The organism is Collimonas sp. GW821-FHT02H07 (assembly GCF_059421505.1).
On record NZ_JBWKVC010000003.1, the window covers coordinates 195295 to 216642 of the forward strand.

The window sequence follows — 21348 nt, forward strand, 5'->3', positions numbered from 1 at the left end:
AAGGACGCACAACATGGCACACACTCTCCCGCCCCTGCCGTATGCTCTGGATGCATTAACTCCACACATTTCCAAAGAGACTCTGGAATTCCACTATGGCAAGCATCACCAGACCTATGTGACCAACCTGAACAACCTGATCCCAGGCACAGAATTCGAAAACGCATCCCTGGAAGACATCGTCAAGAAATCGTCCGGCGGCGTCTTCAACAACGCAGCGCAAATCTGGAACCACACTTTCTACTGGCACAGCCTGTCGCCGGTAGCACAGGGCGGCGGCAGCGCACCAACCGGCGCATTGGCAGATGCGATCAACGCCAAGTGGGGTTCGTTCGACAACTTCAAGGTTGAACTGACCAAGACTGCAGTCGGCACTTTCGGTTCTGGCTGGGCCTGGCTGGTGAAAAATGCCGACGGTTCGCTCGGCCTGGTGTCGACTTCCAACGCAGCTACTCCACTGACCACCGACGCTAAGCCTTTGATCACCGTCGATGTCTGGGAACATGCTTACTACATCGACTACCGCAACGCCCGTCCAAAATACCTGGAAGCATTCTGGGCATTGGCGAATTGGGAATTTGCTTCGAAGAACTTCGCATAACAATTTCGCATAACAAACCATTGGTCCTGGCCGCTCAGGAATAAAAGACTGGGCGGCACGCATCTGAAAAGCGCTTACTTCACGGTAAGCGCTTTTTTTTGTTAACGGCCTCTTGTCAGCCTTGCTGCCAGCTCGCCTCATAGGCATCCAGGGCCGAAGGCGGGAGGTCGAAATGCGGCGGCGTCTCCGACATTTGTTCAGCCGGCGCGACCGCACTGATTTCGCCATAGGTAGACGTCATCGTCTGCCGCCACTGATCGACTTCGGCCGCGCTGAGATCGGCATGCTGCAAGCCGTCGGCAAGGCGCGGCATGGACTGCAGCCAGCGGCCGGTCTGCGCCAGCGATACCTGCGCCCGCCAACCGCCGCCCTCTGTCGCCCGCCTTTGCAGCGCAGTGATGGCGCAGAAGGCCGCCAGGTAACCGGTGGCATGATCCAGCGCCTGGCAAGGCAGCTTGCCAGGCTGGTCGCTGCTTGCGGCCTGTCCCTCTTCCCTGGCGATGCCGGTAGCCGACTGCACCAGGCTGTCGAAGCCGCGTCGCTCGGCCCATGGACCGGCATGGCCGTAGGCAGAAAGGCGCACCTCGACCAAACCGGGCCGCAGCGCCTGCAATTCTTCGCTGCTGAAGCCAAGCGCGGCGAGCGCACCGGGGCGGTATGCGTGCAGGAAAACATCGGCGCCGCGTATCAGTTCGCGCAGGCGCTGGCGCCCCGCCTCATTGCGCAAATCCAGCTGGGCGGCACGCTTGCCGCGGCCGTTGTCGATCACCAGCGTCGGGATGTTCGGCAAGTGCGCGGCGCCTATCGCCAGCACTTCAGCGCCATGCTGGGCCAGCGTGCGCCCCGCCACCGGCGCTGCAATCACGCGCGACAAATCGAGCACCCGCACGCCGCTGAGCGGACGTTGCAAGCTTCCGCGCGGCAGTTCGGGAGCGCTGTCGGCGATGCGTTCGATTTCGAACAACGGCAAGCCGGCGATGGCGGCCGCCTGCGGATGGGCCAGCCACTCGGCGGGACTGCGTATCAGCGCTGCGCACATGCCCTCTTGCGCCAGGCGCACATCGAGTTCGCTGGCCTGCCAGCCGGCGATGGCGGCAGCCACGGCGGCGCGGTTGCCGGCGCATTGCAGGACCCGCAGCACGCCGTCGCGGTGATGCGGGAAATTGGTATGCAGCTGTATCCAGCGGCCGTCGCCGGCCTGGTAGTAACCGGCGATAGGACTCCAGGGATCGGCCGGCGGCTTGCCGTCTATCAGCAGATAGCGCTCGCTGCGGAAGATGGCGAGCGCATGGCGCTGGTCGAGCGTCACGCTTTGCCGGGGGCCGCCGCGCAAACGCCAGAACTCGGCCGCCGCCAGCGCCTGTGCGCCGATGGTGGCGGACGCCAGCGCGCCGACCTGGAACTGCGAAGGCAATTGCCGCGCCAGATTGGAAAAACTGAGCTGCCCCAGGGCGTCCGGCGCTTGGCCGGCGAGATGCCAGAGCGTGTTGATCAATTGATCGACTGTGGAATCGGCTTGCATGATCGTCCTTATTAGTGTCCTTCGATTTCCCGGATTAATTCGCGGGCCTGGCGATCGCCCGCCACAGCATCCTGAACAGCGCATTTGCCTGCAGCGCCAGCGGCTCTTTCTCGCCGCGCATGGTATGCATGTGCACCAGCCGCTCCAGGATGCCGATGAAATAATCCAGCAGGATTTTTTCATCCACCTCATCCGTCAGGACGCCTTCCGCCCTGCCGTCAGTCAAAGTCTTCATCAGGACTTCCATCATTTCCGGCTGGCGGAAAGTGCGGTCGCGGCCCCATGCGCTGATCTGCAGCGAGCTCATGATGAGCTGGCTCACCTTGGGATTGCGGTCGAAGAATTCCAATACTACCCAGAACACCTTGCGCAGCTTGTCCTGGCAGCTTTCTATGCCTTGCAAGTGATCGAGCATGCGCGAGGCCAGCGCGCCAAGCCAGGTTTCCAGGCAAGCAAACAGCAGCGCTTCCTTGCCACCGTAGTATTTATAAATGGTCTGCAAGGAGACATTGGCGGCAGCGGCGATTTCACCAAAGCTGACGCTGTGGAATTCGCGTTCCGAAAACAAATCCAGCACCGCGCTTTCTATCCTTTGCCGTATCACCGGTTTGAGCAAGGCACGGTCGAGGAGGATTTTCTGTTTTTCCACAGCCATGGTTTTTGTCATCTTTGTCATTTTTGTCATACGTGTAATTAAAATTACCAGCACATCCACCTGCACCGTAATTGCCTGATTTAGAGTGCCTTACCAATTGACGCTTGTCACCGCTTTCAATAAAGTAAGTATTCAGCTGCAATCAGACACACGCAAAGTGTAATAATTATTACGCAAACATACAAGCCGGAGACGCTATGACTGAAGCTTATATTTTCGATTCCGTACGCACGCCGCGCGGCAGGGGCAAGAAGGATGGCAGCCTGCACCAGGTGACGCCGGTCAATCTGCTGGCGCAGCTGCTGCACGCGCTGGAGCAACGCAACCGGCTCGATACCTCGCAAGTGGACGACGTCGTGCTCGGCTGCGTGACGCCGGTCGGCGAACAAGGCGCCGACATCGCCCGCACCGCCGTGCTGTACGCCGGCTGGGACCAGTCGGTCGCGGGCGTGACGCAATCGCGCTTTTGCGCTTCCGGCCTGGAATCGGTCAACCTGGCGGCGATGAAGGTCATGTCCGGCCAGGAGCAGCTGGTGGTGGCCGGCGGCGTCGAGAGCATGTCGCGCTGGGCCATTGGCTCGGACGGCGGCGCCTGGTTCATGGATCCGCGCGTCAACCAGAGCACCGGCTTTGCGCCGCAGGGCATAGGCGCCGACCTGATCGCCACGCTGGAAAATTTCTCGCGCAGCGACGTCGACCACTTCGCCCTGCAATCGCAGAAAAAGGCGGCCCATGCGCGCGCCGAAGGTTACTTCAGTAAATCGCTGGTGCCGGTGACCGACCTGAACGGCCTGGTGGTGCTGGATCACGATGAATACATCCGCGCCCAGACCACCATCGAAAACCTGGCCGCCTTGAATCCGGCTTTCGAGCAGATCGGCCAGATGGGTTTCGATGCGACTGCGCTGCGCAAGTACACCACGGTCGAAAAAATCAACCATGTGCATCACGCCGGCAATTCCTCCGGCATCGTCGACGGCGCCGCGCTGGTGCTGGTCGGCAGCAAGGAGATGGGCCAGAAGCTGGGACTGAAACCGCGCGCCCGCATCGTCGCCACCGCCGTCACCGGCTCCGAGCCGACCATCATGCTGACCGGAATCGCCCCGGCGGCGCGCAAGGCGCTGGCCAAGGCAAAAATGTCGGTCAAGGATATCGACCTGTTTGAAATCAATGAGGCGTTCGCCGCCGTGGTCATGCGCGCCATCCGCGACCTCGATATCGACCCGGCGCGGGTCAATGTCAATGGCGGTTCGATCGCCATGGGCCATCCGCTGGGCGCCACCGGCGCCATGATATTAGGCACCGCGCTCGACGAACTGGAGCGCAGCGGCAAGCAGACGGCCCTGATCTCGCTGTGCGTCGGCGGCGGCATGGGTATCGCCACTATTATTGAACGAGTTTAATTTATTGTGGGACAGAGTTTAAGAGCCACCGCAGCGTGGCGAATTACACTCCCCGTGCGGCTCTGTCCCCAACTGACTAGATATCAACACTTCAGAGGTACAGATCATGAGTGTGAATTTTCACAAAGACAGCGACAACATCGTCACCCTGACCCTGGACATGCCGGGCCGTTCGATGAATGTGCTGAACGAGGCGCTGACGGCGCCGTTCATGCAGGCGATTGCCGCCATCGAAGCGGATGCCACTATCGCCGGCGTCATCATCACCTCCGGCAAGGCCGATTTCGTGGCCGGCGCCGATATCGAAAAGCTGTACCAGATCACCGAAGCGCAAGCGGCCTTCGACCTGGTGCAGGAATTCAAAGGCTTCATGCGTCGCTTGGAACTATGCGGCCGGCCGGTGGTGGCTGCGCTCAACGGCACGGCGCTGGGCGGTGGCTTGGAGCTGGCGCTGGCTTGCCATCACCGCATCGCCATCAACAATCCGAAAGCCAAGTTCGGCCTGCCGGAAGTCAAGCTAGGACTGCTGCCGGGCGGCGGCGGCACCCAGCGCCTGCCGCGCATGATCGGCATCCAGAGCGCGCTGCAGCTGATCCTGGAAGGCAAGGAACTGCGCGCGGAAGAAGCGCTGCAACAAGGAATCATCCAGGAGCTGGCCAGCGACAAGGAAGACCTGCTGGCCAAAGCCAAGGCCTGGTGCCTGGCTAACCCGAAGGCGAAGCAGCCTTGGGACGACAAGAAATTCCGCTGGCCCGGCGGCGATTCGCGCAGCCCGGGCAACGGCCAGCTGTGGTCGGTTGCGCCGTCGATGGCAAGCGCCAAGACTTTCGGCAACTATCCGGCCGCCACCAACATCATGAGCTGCGTGTTCGAAGGCGGGATTGTCGATTTCGATACTGCCTGCGAAATCGAATCGCGCTACTTCGTCAATTGCGCCCTGTCGCCGGTGGCCAAGAACATGATCGGCACGCTGTGGTTCCAGCTCAACGCCATCAACAAGGGCAAGTCGCGTCCGGAGGGCTTTGCGCCGTCCAAAGTCAGCAAGGTCGGCATTCTGGGCGCGGGCATGATGGGCGCTGGGATTGCCTACGCATCGGCGAAAGCCGGCATCGGCGTGGTGCTGCTGGACAGCAGCCTGGAAAATGCGGAAAACGGCAAGAGCTACTCCGCCAAGCTGCTCGACAAGGCCATCCGCCGCAAGCAGCAAACCGAAGACAGCAAGAACGCCCTGCTGGCGCGCATCCAGCCCACCACCGACTTCAACGACCTGGCCGGCTGCGACCTGATCATCGAGGCGGTGTTTGAAGACCGCGCCATCAAGGCCGACGTGACCCGCAAGACCGAAGCGCTGATCAGCGCCGACGCCGTCTTCGCTTCCAATACGTCAACCCTGCCGATCACCGGCCTGGCGCAGGCCAGCGTGCGGCCTGCCAACTTCATCGGCCTGCACTTCTTTTCGCCGGTAGACAAGATGCCGCTGGTGGAAATCATTGTCGGCGAACATACCAGCCCGCAAACCCTGGCGCGCGGCTTCGACTATGTGCAGCAGATCAAGAAGACACCCATCGTGGTCAACGACTCGCGCGGCTTCTACACCTCGCGGGTGTTCGGCACCTATGTGATGGAAGGTTTGCAGCTGCTGATGGAAGGCCAGCATCCGCGCGCCATCGAAATGGCCGGCTTGCAGGCCGGCATGCCGGTAGGACCGCTGGCGGTGCACGATGAAGTCAGCCTGTCGCTGTCGCTGCACATACTGCAACAGACGCGCAAGGACTTTGCCGAAGCCGGCAAGCCTTTTGCAGGCCACCCGGCCGATGCCGGACTGGAAAAAATGGTGACCGAGCTGGACCGTAAGGGCAAGAAAGCCGGCAAGGGTTTTTACGATTATCCGGAAAATGAAAGCAAACACCTGTGGCCAGGCTTGCAGCAAGCATTTCCGCTGGCAGCCGCGCAGCTGCCGCAAAAGGATTTGATCGAACGGATGATGTTCGTGCAGGCCAATGAAGCGGCCAAGTGCTATGAAGAGAAGGTCGTGCTGACCGTGGCCGACACCAATATCGGCAGCATTTTCGGCTGGGGCTTTGCACCGTTCCAGGGCGGCGCGCTACAGTACATCAATGCTTACGGCGTCGCCAATTTCGTCAAGCGGGCGCGGCAGCTGGCGGAGCAGTTCGGCAGTTACTTTGCGCCGGCTGCAATCCTGGTGCAGATGGCGGAACAAGACAAGCAGTTCGAATAAGCCGGGCATAAAAAAACAGCCTGGATGCGGGCAACGCAATCCAGGCTGGATCCGCACAATCCGATCAGGAGATCCTGCTGGCGTCGAACAGGGAAGGAATGCGCTGCGCCAGCATCATGTCGCCTTTCAGCTTCAGCTTGCCGCTCATGAAGGCCATGGCGCCGTTCAGCTCGCCTTTCAGCAATGCCTTCAGGTCGTCATCCGCCATCGTCAGCGCGACATCTGGCTCATCAATCACGCCTTCGTGGGCAGTACATTTTCCGTGATCGATCAGCAGGTACATCGGCTTCGAGATATCGAACTGGATGCTGTTCTTCATGTTCAGCGTGGCGGCTGCATCCAGCGCGCTCGGCATGAGTTTGATGATGTCGTTAACGGTCATTTTTATCCTCGGGTTGTTTTTAAAAATCTGTTGCTACTATTGCTATAGTTGACCAGGCTCGGGATTGCCCCGTCATTCCCATCCGACCGCGCTGCGCACCAGCAGTTCCCGCTCCATCAGGCCGGCGTAGCGCCTTTCCACTTCGCTGCGCTTGACCTTCATGGTCGGCGTCATCAAGCCGTTGTCTATGCTCCAGGCATCTTTCAGCACCACGCATTTGGCGATCTTTTCATGCGGCTCCAGCGTCGCATTGACCGCCGCCATGTCGTCGATCAGCCCTTGCTCCACTTCGGCCCGCGGCTTGCTGCGCGCCGCCGCGTTCAGGGTCACCGCCATCACCGGCTGATTCATGCCGCTGCCGATGAACAGCAGGTTTTCCACATCGGCATTGCGCGCCAGCGAACATTCGATGGGCGCCGGCGCCACGTATTTTCCCTTGGCGGTCTTGAAGATGTCTTTCACGCGGCCGGTAATATACAGGTAACCGTCCTCGTCCACCCTGCCCTGGTCGCCGGTACGCAAATAGCCATCCTCGGTGAAGGCGGCGCGCGTGCTCTCCGGATCCTTGTAATAGCCCATCATCAGGCCGGGATGCTTGAACAGGATTTCGCCGTCGCCGGACAGCTTGAAGCCGGCGTTCTGCGGCGGCTTGCCGACCGAGCCGACGCGGTTCTGGTCGGGCAGGCAGGCGCTGGAATAGACCGAGGCCTCAGTGGGCGCATAACCCTGCAGCACCGTCAGGCCGAGATTGCGCTGGTACCAGTCCAGCAATGCCGCCGGTATCGGCGCCGCTCCCGACAGGCAGAAGCGCACATGCTGCAGGCCGACCGCGACCCGGATCTTGCGCCGGACGATGGTGCGCAACAGCGGTATCTTCATCAGGCGGTCCAGCTTCTGCTGCGGCATCTTGTGCAGGATCGCGGTCTGGATGCGGCCATAGACCAGCGGCACGCCGAAGAAACGGGTGGGCGCGACCTGCGCCAGCTGCTCGCCCATCTTGTCGACGTTTTCGAGGAAGTGCACTTCGCCGCCGTTGTAGCAGCTCGGCAGCGCAATCGCGAAACGCTCGAAGGCGTGCGCCAGCGGCATGTATGAAAAATAACGCTCCTGGCCGAGCGAGGGCGCCAGGTTCATGATGCTGTACACCGCAAACTGCACGTTGCCGTAGCTGAGCATCACGCCCTTCGGCTTGCCGGTGGTGCCCGAGGTGTAGATCAGGGTCATCAGCGCCTCGGGCGGCGGCGCCTGATAGTCTTCGATGGCCATGGGCGCGTTGGCTGTGACCAATTCATCCCAGCTGAGCTGCCCTGCCGGAGCATCCCGATACGGAAAGGAAATGGTGAGCATCGAGGCCGGGATCGCTCCCGTGAAATCGTCCGCGTCCGGCATCGGCCCGAGGAACACCGCCTTGGCTTCGCTATGCTCGAAGATATAGCGGGTGGTGGCCGCCGCCTGTTTCGGATACATGCCGACGCTGACGTGGCCGGCCATGGAAATCGCTAGGTCGGCCATGATCCAATGCGCGGTGTTGCGGCCGGAGATGCAGATGCGGCTGCCAGGTTCCCAGTCCATCGCCTTCAGCGCTGCCGCCATGCGCCTTACCTGGTCGCTGCCCTGCGCCCAGGCAGTGACTTCCCATTCACCGAGAACCGGCTGGAACAGCCAGGGCGCATTGGGCTTGGCGGCGGCCCATTGCAACATCATTTGCACCGAATTCTTTTGTTCGTCCACGGGTGTCTCCTCGCACGAAGTTCAGGAAAATTGCTGCTGGTTTTTATATTTTCTTCGATCTTGCCGGTAATCGCCTTGCATTGATTTCGTCTATATCAGATTGCGCCGCGCGCCGCCAAGGCAGCCAGCTGCTTGTCATCGATGCCGGCCAGCCTCGCCAGCACATCGGCGGTATCCGCTCCCAAGGCCGGACAGGCGCCAGCCGCCGCGACAGCAGTATCGCTGAAGCGGATCGGCAGGTCGGACAAAGGCTTGCCGCCTTCCATCCGGATCAGGCCGCGGGCCTTGACCTGCGGATTGGCGAGCGCTTCGTCCGGGCTGTAGATGCCGGACACGCAGCAGTCGCGCTCCGCCAGCAGCAGCTCCCACTCATCGCGGCTGCGTGTCTTGAACAGATCGGCCAGGGCTTGGCGTAACGCTGCCCCATCCGGTCCGGCCGCCAGCGGCAAGACGGCCAGGTCGGGCCGCTCGACTGCCTGGCAGAAATTGAAAAAGAATTTCGGTTCGAGCGCCGCCAGCGCCACGTGCTTGCCATCGGCGCAGGCATAGATGCTGTAGTTGGGCAGGGCGCCGCTCAGCACATCGCTGCCGCGCGCCTTGCTCTCGCCGAGCGTACGGATGGTGGCCAGCGAGAGCGCCTGCAGCGCCAGCGTGCCGTCCAGCATGCCGACGTCGACCAGCGTGCCCTGCCCCGACGCGCGCGCGCCGATCACAGCGGCCAGGATGCCGAGGGCGCAAGTGAGTGCGCCGCCGGCCAGGTCGGCGCTTTGGAAATTCGACAGCACCGGCGCGCCATCGGCAGCGCCGGTCTGGTCCAGCAAGCCGGCATAGGCGCAGTAATTCATGTCGTGGCCGGCGCGGTCTTTATAGGGACCGGTCTGGCCGTAGCCGGTCAGCGCCGCGTAGACCAGGCGTGGATTGATCTGTTTCAGAACTTGATAACCGCAACCCAGCTTGTCCATCACGCCGGGCCGGAACGATTCGATCAGGACATCCGCCTCGGCCACCAGCTGCTTCAGCAGCTCCACCGCCTGCGGTTGCCGCAGGTCGAGGGTGACCGATTGCTTGCCGCGGTTGACCAGCGTGAACAGTTCCGGCGCCAGCAAGCGGGCATAATCGCCGCCCTGAGGTTCTTCCAGCTTGATCACCTCGGCGCCTAGTTGCGCCAGGTAAAAGCTGCAAAAAGGACCGGGCAGCAAACGGGTCAGGTCGAGCACCCGGATGCCGGACAGGAGCGGGTTAGCCATGGCGGGTCAGGTTTTCGCTACTTGCTCTGGCCGAACGGCGAGTTGACGCCTTGCAGTATCGACATCAGCGATTCGCCGATGGTCTTGGGGTAAGTAGCCTCGCTGAAATCGCCGATCTCGGCCCATCGCTCCGCCACTTCCTCGGGACCGAAAGCCTGGCCGCGGAAATGATGGCCCTGGGTGCGCTCCCAGCGCAGCTTGGCATGGAAACCGGCGCCGACCTCGAACAGGCTGCCGCTTTCCTTGCAGCTGTCGTGGCACAGATAGGCTGCCAGCGGGGCAACGTATTCCGGCTTGAGCGCTTCCAGCATCTGCGGCGGCATCACGGTTTCGGAGATGCGCGAACCGGCCAGCGGCGCGATGGTGTTGACCAGCACATTCTTGGATGCGCCTTCCACCGCCAGCGTATTGGCCATGCCGATCAAACCCATCTTGGCCATGCTGTAGTTGGCCTGGCCGAAATTGCCGTAGATGCCGGCGGCCGAAGTGGTCATGACGATGCGGCCGTAGCCCTTGTTGCGCATGTGCGGCCAGGCCGCGTGGGTGACGCGGAAGGCGCCCAGCACGTGGACGCGGTAGATCAGATCCCAGTCGTCCTCGCTCATCTTGGCGAAGCTGCTGTCGCGTAGGATGCCGGCATTGTTGATGACGATGTCGATGCCGCCGAAATGATCGAGCGCGGTCTGCACGATCTGGCCGCCGGCTTCCACCGAATCATAATTGGCTACCGCCGTGCCGCCGGCGGCGACGATCTCCGCCACCACCTGGTCGGCAGCGGCGCTGGACTTGCCGCCGCCATGGACGTCGCCGCCAAGGTCGTTCACCACGACCATGGCGCCGCGCGCTCCCAGCAGCAAGGCATGCACGCGGCCGAGGCCATTGCCGGCGCCGGTGACAATCGCCACGCGGCCGTCATAGCGCAATTCATTTCGTAATTCATTTGCCATGATTTCTATCTTTATTCAATTTTTATTCAACTAAAAAAACTGCTCCGGCCATCCTGCAATCAGATGGTGCGGGAAATGATCTCTTTCATGATTTCATTGGTGCCGCCATAGATGCGCTGAGCGCGCGCATCGATAAAGGCGCGCGCAATCGGGTACTCCTGCATGAAACCATATCCGCCGTGCAGTTGCAAACATTGATCCAGCACCTTGCCTTGCAGATCCGAGCACCAGTACTTGGCGGCCGCGGCAGCGTCCACTTGCAGTTCGCCCTTGACTTCCAGCTCGACGCAGCGGTCGACGAACACGCGGGCAATCTGCAATTCGGTCTTCATCTCGGCCAGCTTGAAGCGGGTATTCTGGAACGACGACACCGAACGGCCGAAGGCCTGGCGCTCGCGCGTGTATTCGATGGTGACATCGAGCATCGCTTCCGCGTTGGCCACCGAAGTGATGGCGATCAGCAGGCGCTCCCAGGCCAGCTCCTGCATCAGCATGCTGAAGCCGGCCCCGACCTCACCGACGATATTGGTCTTCGGCACCCGCACGTTGTCAAAGAACAGCTCGCAGGTATCCTGCGCTTTCATGCCGATCTTCTTCAGCGGCTTGCCCTTGCTGAAACCAGGCCGATCGGCCTCGATCACCAGCAGCGAGACATTCTTGGCGCCGCGCGCCTTGTCGCCCACCTTGAGCGCCACTATCACCATGTCGCTGTTATAGCCGTTGGTGATGAAAATCTTGGAACCGTTGACGATATAGTCATCGCCGTCTTCAACGGCGGTAGTCTGTATCGCCTGCAGATCCGAGCCGGTGCCCGGCTCCGACATCGCGATCGCGGTAATCGCCGTGCCCGCCGCCATCTTCGGCAGCCAGGCCTGTTTCAGCTGTTCGCTGCCGTAGCGCAGCAAATAAGGCGCCACGATGTCCGAATGCAGCGGCCAGCCGATGCCGGAGGCGTTGCTGCTGGCCAGCTCTTCCAGCACGATGGTGCTGAACTTGCGATCGACGCCGGAACCGCCGTAGTTTTCAGGCATGTTGGTGCACAGGAAACCCAACTCGCCGGCGCGTTGCCAGATATCGCGGTCGACAAAGCCCTGCTCTTCCCAGGCGGCGTGGCGCGGCAGGACCTCGGCATGGAGGAAGCGGCGCAGGTTTTGACGGAATTCTTCGTGGTCGGCATTGAACAACTGACGCGGGATCATTGACTCTCCTGATATTCTTATTGCGTGTAATTTTTTTTACACTTAAATTGATTTCGGATGAAAAAAACACCCAATCGATGGTATTTAAGGATTTATCGCTTGTCAATCTTAAAGCTAGTACTGCGCCTCGACCATAAGGTAATATTTATTACACATAGGATTTGCTTTAGCCCAAACGACGACCGGCAAAGGCTGGCGACCGAAAGCGTGCATATTCAGGCTGTCATTGCTAATTGGTAAAACAAACATTGCGCCGCCCATAAAGTCACCTATAGAATCCGGCTTTACAGAGTCCCGATCCAGGACCAGTCAGCAAAGTCATGCGGTCGTCATAACGATTCGCTACCATCAAAAATTTTACGGGGGCCCCATGAAATTCAAATTCAACGCACTAGCCATTGCCTGCGCGCTCGCGACCGCGAGCGTGTCGGCGCATGCCGTTACCGAGATATCGTGGTGGCACTCGATGGCAGGCGCCCTCGGCGACCGCGTCAACGGCCTGGCCGACGAGTTCAACAAGAGCCAGACGGAATTCAAGGTAGTGCCGGTCTACAAGGGCGCCTACGACGAAGCGATGGCCGCGGCAACCGCTGCCTATCGCGCCGGCAACGCTCCCGACATCCTGCAGGTATTCGAAGTCGGCACTGCCACCATGATGTATTCCAAGGGCGCCATCAAGCCGGTCTCTGAAGTCATGAAGCTGGCCGGCGAACCTTTCGATCCGGCCTCCTACGTACCGGCCATCGGCGGCTACTATGCCGCACCCAAGGGCGCCGGCCTGCTGTCGCTGCCCTTCAACAGCTCAACCACGGTGATGTTCTATAACAAGGACATGTTCACCAAGGCCGGCCTCGATCCGAACAAGCCGCCGGTCACCTGGACCGAGCTGGCGGCCGATGCGGCCAAGCTGAAAGCCAGCGGCGCCAAGTGCGGCTACACCACGACCTGGCAGTCGTGGGTAGAGCTGGAATCGTTCTCGACCTGGCATAACGTCGAGTTCGCATCGAAGAACAACGGCTTCGACGGCTTGGATACGCGCCTGAAGTTCAACAGCCCGCTGCACGTCAAGCATATCGAGAACCTGGCCAACTGGGCCAAGCAAGGCTTGTTCACCTATGCCGGCCGCAAGGACGAGGCGACCTCGAAATTCTATTCCGGCGAATGCGGCCTGCTGACCGGCTCGTCTTCCAGCTATGCGGATATCGCGAAGAATTCCAAGTTCAAGTTTGGCATCGCCACCCTGCCGTACTACAACGACGTCGCGGGCGCGCCGCAAAACACCATGATCGGCGGCGCTTCGCTGTGGGTCATGGGCGGCAAGAAAACCGAGGACTACAAGGGCGTGGCCAAGTTCTTCAAGTTCCTGTCTAAGCCTGAAGTGCAAGCCAAGTGGCACCAGGAGACCGGCTACCTGCCGACCACGCTGGCCGCTTACGACATTACCCGTAAATCCGGCTTCTACGACCGCAATCCCGGCACCGACGTCCCGGTCAAGCAGATGATCACCAAGACGACCGACAAGTCGCGCGGCATCCGCCTCGGCAACATGCCGCAGATCCGCACCATCATCGATGAAGAACTGGAAAATGTCTGGACTGGCAAAATCACGGCCAAGCAGGCGCTGGACACCGCAGTGGAACGCGGCAACCTGTTGCTGGAACGTTTTGAAAAAACCAACAAGTAACCGTCTCGCACGCTGACCCGGAGCCGCGCACGGCTTCGGTTTCAGCAACATTGGAATAGTTGGTCTTTCCCGCAGCGTTCACCTACACTGCGGGAATTGCAGCTCCGTCTTACCCTGATACCCCGCATCGCCGCGGACGATAGAAAGTCCCATCGTGGAAAAACGCGCTCGCTTCAAATCTGCCTGGCTGCCCTATGCGCTGGTAGCGCCGCAGATCGTCGTCACCCTCTTGTTTTTCGTCTGGCCGGCGGTGCAGGCCCTGTACCAGTCGATGCTGCTGCAGGACGCCTTCGGCGGCTATTCGGAATTCGTCTGGTTCGACAACTTCCGCACCCTGTTCGCCGACAGCAATTACCTCGGCGCGTTCAAGACCACGGCTATATTCTCGGTGCTGGTCGCGGTGCTCGGCCTGTCGCTGTCGCTGATCCTGGCCGCGTTTGCCGATCGCGTGGCGAAAGGCGCCGCCGTCTACAAAACCTTCCTGATCTGGCCGTATGCGGTGTCGCCGGTGGTGGTTGGCGTGCTGTGGATGTTCATGCTGAGCCCGACGCTGGGGATCGTCTCCCACTGGCTGCATTACATCGGCATCGACTGGAATCATGTGCTCAACGGCCGCCACGCCATGATCCTGATCGTCATCGCCGCGGTCTGGAAACAGGTCAGCTACAACTTCCTGTTCTTCCTGGCCGGCTTGCAATCGATTCCGAAATCGCTGATCGAGGCTGCCGCCATCGACGGCGCCGGGCCGGTCAAGCGCTTCGCCACCATCGTTTTCCCGCTGTTGTCGCCGACCACCTTCTTCCTGCTGGTGGTGAATATCGTCTACGCCTTTTTCGACACCTTCGCGATCATCGAAGCCACCACCCAGGGCGGCCCCGGCAAGGACACCGAGATCCTGGTCTACAAGGTCTTCAACGACGGTTTCAAGGGCGGCGATCTGGGCGGCGCGGCCGCGCAGTCGGTGATCCTGATGACCATCGTCATCGTCCTCACCGTGGTGCAGTTCAAGTATGTTGAAAAGAAAGTCCAATACGCATGAAGAGCATGAAGATCATCATCAACAATGCAATGAAAGGCGCCCATGATTGAGCGCCGCCCCATCCTCGACATGGTCAGCCACCTGGTGCTGATCCTGGGCGTGATCATCATCGCCTTCCCGCTCTACGTGGCGTTCGTCGCCAGCACGCAGAGCGCGGAACAGGCAGCTGCCGCGCCGCTGTCGCTGCTGCCCGGCAGCCATTTCATCGAAAACTACAGCGCGCTGCTGACCAAGGGCAGCTCCGGCAACGTCTCGGCGCCGCCGGTAGGCCGCATGCTGGTGGTGAGCCTGGTGTCGGCGCTGGCGATCGCCATCGGCAAGATCTCGATCTCGATGCTGTCGGCGTTTGCCATGACCTACTTCCGCTTCCCGGGACGCTCGCTGTTCTTCTGGATGATTTTCATGACCCTGATGCTGCCGGTGGAAGTGCGCATCACGCCGACCTACCAGGTGGTGTCGGACTTCCATATGCTCAACACCTACGCCGGCCTGACCATCCCGCTGATCGCCTCGGCTACCGCGACCTTCCTGTTTCGCCAGTTCTTCCTGACCATACCGGATGAACTGGCGGAAGCGGCCCGCATCGACGGCGCCGGCCCCCTGCGTTTCTTCAAGGACGTGATCTGGCCGCTGTCGCGCACCAATATCATCGCGCTGTTCGTGATCATGTTCATCTACGGCTGGAACCAGTACCTGTGGCCGCTGATGATCGCCACCAACCAGGACATGTATCCGATCGGTATCGGCATCAAGACCCTGATTGTCGGCGGCGATTCCGCGGTGGAGTGGAATATGGTGATGGCCACCCTGGTGCTGGCGATGCTGCCGCCGGGCCTGGTGGTCGTCGTGATGCAAAAATGGTTTGTTAAAGGTCTGGTTGATTCCGAGAAGTGATATGGCACAAGTACATCTGAAGAACGTCAAGAAAACCTACGGCAAGGCGCCCAAGGCCGTCGATGTCATCCACGGCATCTCGATCGATATCGCCGACGGCGAATTCATCGTCATGGTCGGCCCTTCCGGCTGCGGCAAGTCGACCTTGCTGCGCATGGTGGCCGGGCTGGAAGATATCACCTCGGGCGATATCGTGATCGGCGAGCGCGTGGTCAACAAGCTGGAGCCGAAGGACCGCGACATCGCCATGGTGTTCCAGAACTATGCGCTGTATCCACACATGAGCGTCTACGAGAATATGGCTTACGGCCTGAAGATACGCGGACTCGGCAAGGACGACATCGAAACGCGCGTGCAAAAGGCGGCCAAGATCCTGGAACTGGGCGCGCTGCTGCAGCGTACCCCGCGCCAGCTGTCGGGCGGCCAGCGCCAGCGGGTGGCGATGGGACGCGCCATCGTGCGCGAGCCGGCGGTATTCCTGTTCGACGAGCCGCTCTCCAACCTGGACGCCAAGCTGCGCGTGCAGATGCGCCTGGAAATCCAGAAGCTGCACCGCACCCTCGGCACCACCAGCCTGTATGTGACGCACGACCAGGTCGAAGCCATGACCCTGGGCCAGCGCATGATCGTCATGAACGGCGGCCGCGCCGAGCAGATCGGCACGCCGGCGGAAGTCTATGCGCGCCCGGCCACCACCTTTGTCGCCAGCTTTATCGGCTCGCCGCCGATGAACCTGCTGCGCGGCCGCGTGGCGGATGACGGCAACAGCTTCGCCATCGACAATGCCGCGGCCGTCAGCCTGCCGTTCAGCTGCCATCCGATCGCCGGCCACGACTGCATCATGGGCCTGCGTCCGGAGCAGCTGATCTTTGGCCAGCCCGGTTTGAGCCTGCGGGCGGAACTGGTGGAAGCGCTGGGCGCCGACTTGCTGGTGCACGCCTCCATCGGCGACCAGCTGCTGGTGATGCGGGTGCCGGCGGCGACTGCGGTCGAAGCCGGACAGGCAATCACGGCGGGCTTCGATGCCGCGGCCTTGCATTGGTTTAATCCTGAGACCACCCAGCGCATCGAATTTGGCTGACAGGCAGCCCGGCTGGACACTGTCCGGGCCGCCTTCAATCAGCCGGTTGCAGACTGATGCGCTCGACCGTGGCCTTCTCCACCGCTGCGCGCGAATATAGCAGCGGGAAATATTCGCCTTTCAGCCACTTGTCGGCCAGGTCGCGATAATGCGGGCTGTCCGGATCGCCCGACTGTCCGGGCGAGTTGACTGCACGCGAGTTGTCCCAATTGCCGACGTCGACCACCACCCGGAACGAAGGGCCGTTGGTTTGCTGGAAATCGCTGCTGCGGTAAGTCGACTGGTTGGGCGAATAGGCGCCGCCATGGGTTGACATCGGTCCGACATTCAGCTTGGCCCGCGTCGCCTCATCCACGGCCGCTGCCAGCGGGTGCTCCATCAGATTGTGGTGCAGCTTGCCCCACTGCCATTGGGCACTGTCGCTGCCCTGCAATTTCTCCATTTCAGCATAGGCCGCCGTCAGGCTCGCCAGCAAAACCTGGTTGCGCTTTTGCAGCGCATCCTGGCCGAAGCGCGCCTGCGGCTGCTCCAGCGTATCCAGCAGCACCGCGGTATCCGGTGCGCCCATGGCTTCGGCCGCAGCCGGACTCAGCACCGCAGCCTTGAAGGCCTTGCCCAGATGGCGCGACAGCCACACTTCGAACAAGGCAGCCTGTGCCGAATCGGCGCGCTCCACCGCATCCCAGCCGGCCAGCAGCTTGAGGGCGGCCTGCGTCTGCGCATCGCCGGAGGACAAAGGCTTGAGCAGGGCAACCAGGCGCCGCGCCGGTATCGACAGATCGTCGTTTTGCAGGCGCATGGAGTCTTCCAGCGAAACCTTGTTGAGCGATGACAGCACTTCGCTGATGCGGGTAAAACGCGCATTATTGGTCCACTCGAAACCCAGCTTGCGCTCGCGGTAAGGATAACCGGCCGGCAGGTTCATCTGGTTGGCCGAGGCGAACCAGCCTTGTTTCGGATTGTAGCTGGAGGGCAGCTGGTCGCCCGGCCAGAAGCCGGCCCACTCATAGCGTCCATCTCCCGGCACCGGCAGCAAGCCGTCCCAGTTGGGCCGGATCGGCGCCAGTCCGCCCGGCACCCAGCCGATATTGCCCTTGGTGTCGGCATAGACCTGGTTCTCGGTCGGCGCGCCCCAATGCAGCAGCGCTTGCTTGAACTGGGCGAAGCTGGTGGCGCGCATGTATTCTATGCTGCCGAAATACGGCGCCATGCCTGGCTGCAGCCAGCCGGAGCGCACCGCGAAGGCGCGATTCTTGCCCGGTTCGACAAAGATCACCGGGCCGTGCCGGCTGAACGTCAGCTCGACTTCGACCGGCTTGGCACCCTTGACCTCGATCTGCTCCTTGATAATATTGAACGGCTCCCACTTGCCCTGGTATTTGTACTGGTTTTCATGCTCGGGATTGAGCTGGTAAACGTATAAATCTTCCTGGTCGATATTGAAAATCGTCAGGCCGAAGGCGACGCTGCCGTTATGGCCGATCGAAATCCCCGGCAGCGCCGGTTCGCCGGCGCCGATCACGTCCAGCCCCGGTGCATGGAGATGGGCGATGTAGCGCAGGGACGGCGTCGAGTAGGCGCGGTGCGGATCGTTGGCCATGATGGCGCGGCCGGTGGCGGATTTGGCCGGCGCAATCACCCAGTTGTTGCTGCCTTCTGCGACTTCTTCCGGATTTTCGGCGGCGGCCATGACCACTGCATCGGCCTTGCCGCCCTCAGCCAGGCTGTCCTTGCTGATCTTCACGCCCTGGGTCGCCAGCTTGAATACGTTCAGCAGATCTTTGGGCAGGCAGGGATCGAGACCGTCAGGCAGCGAGGTTTGCCACTGCGGCGTCAGGCCGACGCGGATTTCATCGGATTTGAGATCGGCCTTGCAAGCGACATTGGCGCGCGCCACTTCGCTATCCAGGTTGCGCGTCAGGCCGTGGCTGCGGATGCGCACCACGTCTTCCGCCTGCCATTTGGCCGGCGCATAGCCGAGCTTCTTGAATTCAAAGGGCAGCTGGTCCGGATTAGCCTTGAGGTAGGCGACATAGGCATTGATGCCGGCCACGAAAGAAGTCGCCACCTGCTGCGCATGCGGGCCGTAGGACTGCCATTCGCGCTGCATGTCGCCGCGGTACAGGAACAGCCGGGTGGCGCGGTCTTGCTGCACATAGGCCGGACCGAACACCTGCGCCAGCTGGCCGAGGCCGCGGCGGCGCCATAAATCGATCTGGAACAGACGGTCGCGCGCGGCGTTGAAGCCCTGGACGAAAAAGGCATCGTCCTGATTCGCCGCATACATGTGCGGTACGCCCCATTGGTCGACCAATATTTCCGCCGGCTTTTTCAAGCCGGCGGCATGGAAAACTTGGCTCGCTACAGGCGGCGCAACGGGCTCGCGGGCGTGGACGGGCACGCTTGCGAGTACTGCCAGCAAAGCCAGCGCATAAGGAGTGGGCAAGGACAAAGCTGGTCGCATAAGCAGTTTTTATAATTTATTTATAAAATATCCACAGGCAGACAAAAATGCGCGGCACGGCGGCCGCAGCCTTACCCGGTCAGGGCGACCAGGTTATCGACCTCGATCTTGGCAAATTCGACGCTGCTGTCAAATGCCGCATGCAGGGTGCTGTGCGCGCTTTCGGTATTGGTGCGGCTGGAAACGCTGGCGCCGCCTTTCACTATCTGATAGCCGTCGTGCCACAGATCGTCATGGCCCTGCACAGGTTTCGGCACAATGACGTAGCCGCGATATTCGACGTTCTGGCTGCTTTGATCGCTCATACATTCACCTCGCTACAAATAAGGGTAATGCTAGCATGAGCCGCAAATACGCACATTGCTGAAAAATCGTGTACCTTGAACCTATTGCCGAGGAATGCGTCATACCTTCATCAGTCACAACCAACTGGAGAGATTGATCATGCACAAAGGTCGCGAAGAGAGTACGCATTGGAAAATCGCCGATCTGGATTTTTCAAAAATCGATATCGCGCAAGTACGCCCCGATGAAAACCTGTTTTACCTGGTTGCCTGCGCCTCGTTTGTGGAGAGCGGTTCAGATCTCTATACGCAGAATCTGGTTGATTATTATGGCGACGAGCCGGAAATTTCCAGCTGGCTGCGCGAACAATGGGAAGTCGAAGAATTGCAGCACGGCCAGGCTCTGCGTGCCTACGTTGAGCATATCTGGCCGGAATTCGACTGGCCGGCCGCCTACGCCAATTTCCTGAGCGAGTATTCCAGCTATTGCAAGGTTGAGTTGCTGGAACCCAGCAAGGGACTGGAAATGGTAGCGCGTTGCGTGGTGGAAGCCGGCACCGCCACCTTCTATAGTGCGCTGTCGCGCAGCACCAGCGAGCCGGTATTGAAAGACCTGGCGTCGCGCATCGCCAAGGACGAAGTGAATCACTACAAGCATTTCTTCCGCTACTTCCGGCGCTTCCGCCAGAACGAGGGCTTGCGCCGGCACCGCATCTTTGGCGCCTTGCGCCGCCGCACCATGGAAATGAAAAACGAAGACGCCGCCTGCGCCTTGCGCCACGTGCTCGGCACCAGGGCGCCGTCGCATGCCGATGACCAGGCCATGCTGCAGCGGATACACAGCAAAATGAACACGACCATCCGCGCTCACCTGTCCGCCGACATGACCATCAAGATGATCATGCGGCCGCTGGATTTGCCGCCAACCGTGCAGACGATGGTGGCCTATCCGGTGACGCAGATCATGAACAAAGTGTTCCTGCGCTAGCGCCGCTGCAAACGATAGAAGCGTTGTGCATTTCCTCCCATGACCTGTTGCTTTTGCCAGGGCTCCAGGCTCGCCAGCAGCGCCTCGGTAACCTCCAGCCAGCGGCCGTAGTCCGCCGCCAGATTGAGCACCGGCCAGTCGCTGCCCCAGATCACCCGCTCCGCCCCGAAAACTTCCAGCACATGCGCAGCATAGGGCTGCAGCTGGGAGATTCGCCAGCCGGCAGCCGCCTCCGTCACCAGGCCGGATAATTTGCAGTACACCTGCGGCATGGCCGCCAGCTGACTGATCAGCGAGCGCCACGGCTCCATCCGGCCGTCCGCGATGTGCGGCTTGGCAGCATGGTCGATGACCAGCGGCAGTTCCGGATAGCGCTTGGCAAACGCCAGCAAGGACGGCAAATGACGCGGCAAGACCAGCGCATCCAGGCTCAGCCGATGACGCTGCATGGCCGCGATCGCCGGTGCCAGCTGCGGATCGTCTATCCAGTCGTCGGCCAGATCCTGCAGCATGGGCCGCAGGCCGCGCATTTTCGAATGGCTCGCCAGCACAGCGATCTGCTGCGTGGCATGCGCTGACTTCAAGTCGGTCCAACCGACCACGGCGCGGATAAACGGGTTCTGTTCCGCCAGGCCGAGCATGAACAAGGTATCGCTCATGCTCGGCAAGGATTGCACCAGCACGCTGCCGCCTATGCCGTGCTGTTGCAGCAGCGGCGCCAGGTCGGGCGGCAGGAAATCGCGGTGGATAGCCGCCAGCTCAGGAGGCGGCCATTGCCCTGCCCGGTTGGCCAGCAGCCAGAAATGCTGATGGGCATCGATGCGCATGGCGCCGCCGTTTTCAAGAACCATTGCGTTTCATCCTTCCTGCGACAATCAATGCAGCACGTTTCCGGCTTTCCGCCGGTAACGGCTGGTTTGCTATATTAAGCCGCTGATCGGGTTTCGTTGCGGCCGCCCAAAAAGGTCTATTGGCTGGACCAATAATA

The 21348-nt window shown here is 60.9% G+C and carries 18 protein-coding genes; 8 read left to right on the forward strand and 10 right to left on the reverse strand.

Annotated features, from left to right (window positions below; translation table 11 throughout):
• Positions 1-13: 13 nt before the first annotated feature.
• The gene (gene sodB, locus AC07V8_RS06990; RefSeq protein WP_494679075.1) at positions 14-601 is read left to right on the forward strand and encodes a superoxide dismutase [Fe]; all 588 of its coding nucleotides are present in this window, start codon (positions 14-16) and stop codon (positions 599-601) included.
• 115 nt (positions 602-716) lie between these two features.
• Here the strand turns inward: sodB and AC07V8_RS06995 are convergent, their stop codons facing one another.
• Together AC07V8_RS06995 and AC07V8_RS07000 are read right to left on the reverse strand one after the other, a co-directional pair.
• On the reverse strand, positions 717-2123 hold the full coding sequence (locus tag AC07V8_RS06995) for a CoA transferase (protein WP_494679074.1): 1407 nt from the start codon (positions 2121-2123) through the stop codon (positions 717-719).
• Positions 2124-2157: 34 nt separating this feature from the next.
• Positions 2158-2799: a TetR/AcrR family transcriptional regulator gene (locus AC07V8_RS07000; RefSeq protein WP_494679073.1), complete on the reverse strand. Its 642-nt coding sequence runs from the start codon at positions 2797-2799 to the stop codon at positions 2158-2160.
• A gap of 176 nt (positions 2800-2975) precedes the next feature.
• Here AC07V8_RS07000 and AC07V8_RS07005 point away from each other — a divergent pair, with 176 nt between their 5' ends.
• Both AC07V8_RS07005 and AC07V8_RS07010 read left to right on the forward strand, forming a co-directional pair.
• On the forward strand, positions 2976-4181 hold the full coding sequence (locus tag AC07V8_RS07005) for an acetyl-CoA C-acetyltransferase (RefSeq protein WP_494679072.1): 1206 nt from the start codon (positions 2976-2978) through the stop codon (positions 4179-4181).
• Positions 4182-4287: 106 nt separating this feature from the next.
• Positions 4288-6420, forward strand: a complete 2133-nt coding sequence (locus AC07V8_RS07010) for a 3-hydroxyacyl-CoA dehydrogenase NAD-binding domain-containing protein (protein ID WP_494679071.1) — start codon at positions 4288-4290, stop codon at positions 6418-6420.
• Positions 6421-6484: 64 nt separating this feature from the next.
• On the opposite strand, the gene AC07V8_RS07015 is transcribed toward AC07V8_RS07010, so the two are convergent.
• The 5 genes from AC07V8_RS07015 to AC07V8_RS07035 form a co-directional block, all read right to left on the reverse strand.
• Positions 6485-6802, reverse strand: a complete 318-nt coding sequence (locus AC07V8_RS07015) for an SCP2 sterol-binding domain-containing protein (RefSeq protein ID WP_494679070.1) — start codon at positions 6800-6802, stop codon at positions 6485-6487.
• Positions 6803-6874: 72 nt separating this feature from the next.
• Entirely contained in the window at positions 6875-8533 is a 1659-nt protein-coding gene (locus AC07V8_RS07020) for an AMP-binding protein (protein WP_494679069.1), read from the reverse strand.
• Between the two features lie 95 nt (positions 8534-8628).
• Positions 8629-9780, reverse strand: a complete 1152-nt coding sequence (locus AC07V8_RS07025) for a CaiB/BaiF CoA transferase family protein (protein WP_494679068.1) — start codon at positions 9778-9780, stop codon at positions 8629-8631.
• Between the two features lie 17 nt (positions 9781-9797).
• Entirely contained in the window at positions 9798-10727 is a 930-nt protein-coding gene (locus tag AC07V8_RS07030; RefSeq protein WP_494679067.1) for an SDR family oxidoreductase, read from the reverse strand.
• 59 nt (positions 10728-10786) lie between these two features.
• Positions 10787-11926 (reverse strand): acyl-CoA dehydrogenase family protein, encoded by a 1140-nt coding sequence (locus AC07V8_RS07035; RefSeq protein ID WP_494679066.1) that lies wholly within the window; start codon positions 11924-11926, stop codon positions 10787-10789.
• Positions 11927-12296: 370 nt separating this feature from the next.
• Here AC07V8_RS07035 and ugpB point away from each other — a divergent pair, with 370 nt between their 5' ends.
• From ugpB to AC07V8_RS07055, 4 genes are all read left to right on the forward strand, one after another.
• Positions 12297-13610: a sn-glycerol-3-phosphate ABC transporter substrate-binding protein UgpB gene (gene ugpB, locus AC07V8_RS07040; protein ID WP_494679065.1), complete on the forward strand. Its 1314-nt coding sequence runs from the start codon at positions 12297-12299 to the stop codon at positions 13608-13610.
• Between the two features lie 154 nt (positions 13611-13764).
• Positions 13765-14649: a sn-glycerol-3-phosphate ABC transporter permease UgpA gene (gene ugpA / locus AC07V8_RS07045; protein WP_494679064.1), complete on the forward strand. Its 885-nt coding sequence runs from the start codon at positions 13765-13767 to the stop codon at positions 14647-14649.
• Between the two features lie 42 nt (positions 14650-14691).
• The gene (ugpE, locus tag AC07V8_RS07050; protein ID WP_494679063.1) at positions 14692-15543 is read left to right on the forward strand and encodes a sn-glycerol-3-phosphate ABC transporter permease UgpE; all 852 of its coding nucleotides are present in this window, start codon (positions 14692-14694) and stop codon (positions 15541-15543) included.
• A 1-nt stretch (position 15544) separates the two neighbouring features.
• The gene (locus AC07V8_RS07055; RefSeq protein ID WP_494679062.1) at positions 15545-16624 is read left to right on the forward strand and encodes a sn-glycerol-3-phosphate import ATP-binding protein UgpC; all 1080 of its coding nucleotides are present in this window, start codon (positions 15545-15547) and stop codon (positions 16622-16624) included.
• 34 nt (positions 16625-16658) lie between these two features.
• On the opposite strand, the gene AC07V8_RS07060 is transcribed toward AC07V8_RS07055, so the two are convergent.
• Together AC07V8_RS07060 and AC07V8_RS07065 are read right to left on the reverse strand one after the other, a co-directional pair.
• Positions 16659-19088 (reverse strand): penicillin acylase family protein, encoded by a 2430-nt coding sequence (locus tag AC07V8_RS07060; RefSeq protein WP_494679061.1) that lies wholly within the window; start codon positions 19086-19088, stop codon positions 16659-16661.
• 71 nt (positions 19089-19159) lie between these two features.
• Positions 19160-19393, reverse strand: a complete 234-nt coding sequence (locus tag AC07V8_RS07065; RefSeq protein ID WP_494679060.1) for a hypothetical protein — start codon at positions 19391-19393, stop codon at positions 19160-19162.
• A gap of 139 nt (positions 19394-19532) precedes the next feature.
• On the opposite strand from AC07V8_RS07065, the gene AC07V8_RS07070 reads away from it, so the two are divergent.
• Positions 19533-20360, forward strand: coding sequence for a ferritin-like domain-containing protein (locus AC07V8_RS07070; RefSeq protein ID WP_494679059.1), 828 nt, complete (start codon positions 19533-19535; stop codon positions 20358-20360).
• On the opposite strand, the gene AC07V8_RS07075 is transcribed toward AC07V8_RS07070, so the two are convergent.
• Positions 20357-21211, reverse strand: coding sequence for an amidohydrolase family protein (locus AC07V8_RS07075; RefSeq protein ID WP_494679058.1), 855 nt, complete (start codon positions 21209-21211; stop codon positions 20357-20359). The genes AC07V8_RS07070 and AC07V8_RS07075 overlap by 4 nt on opposite strands.
• Positions 21212-21348 lie beyond the last annotated feature (137 nt).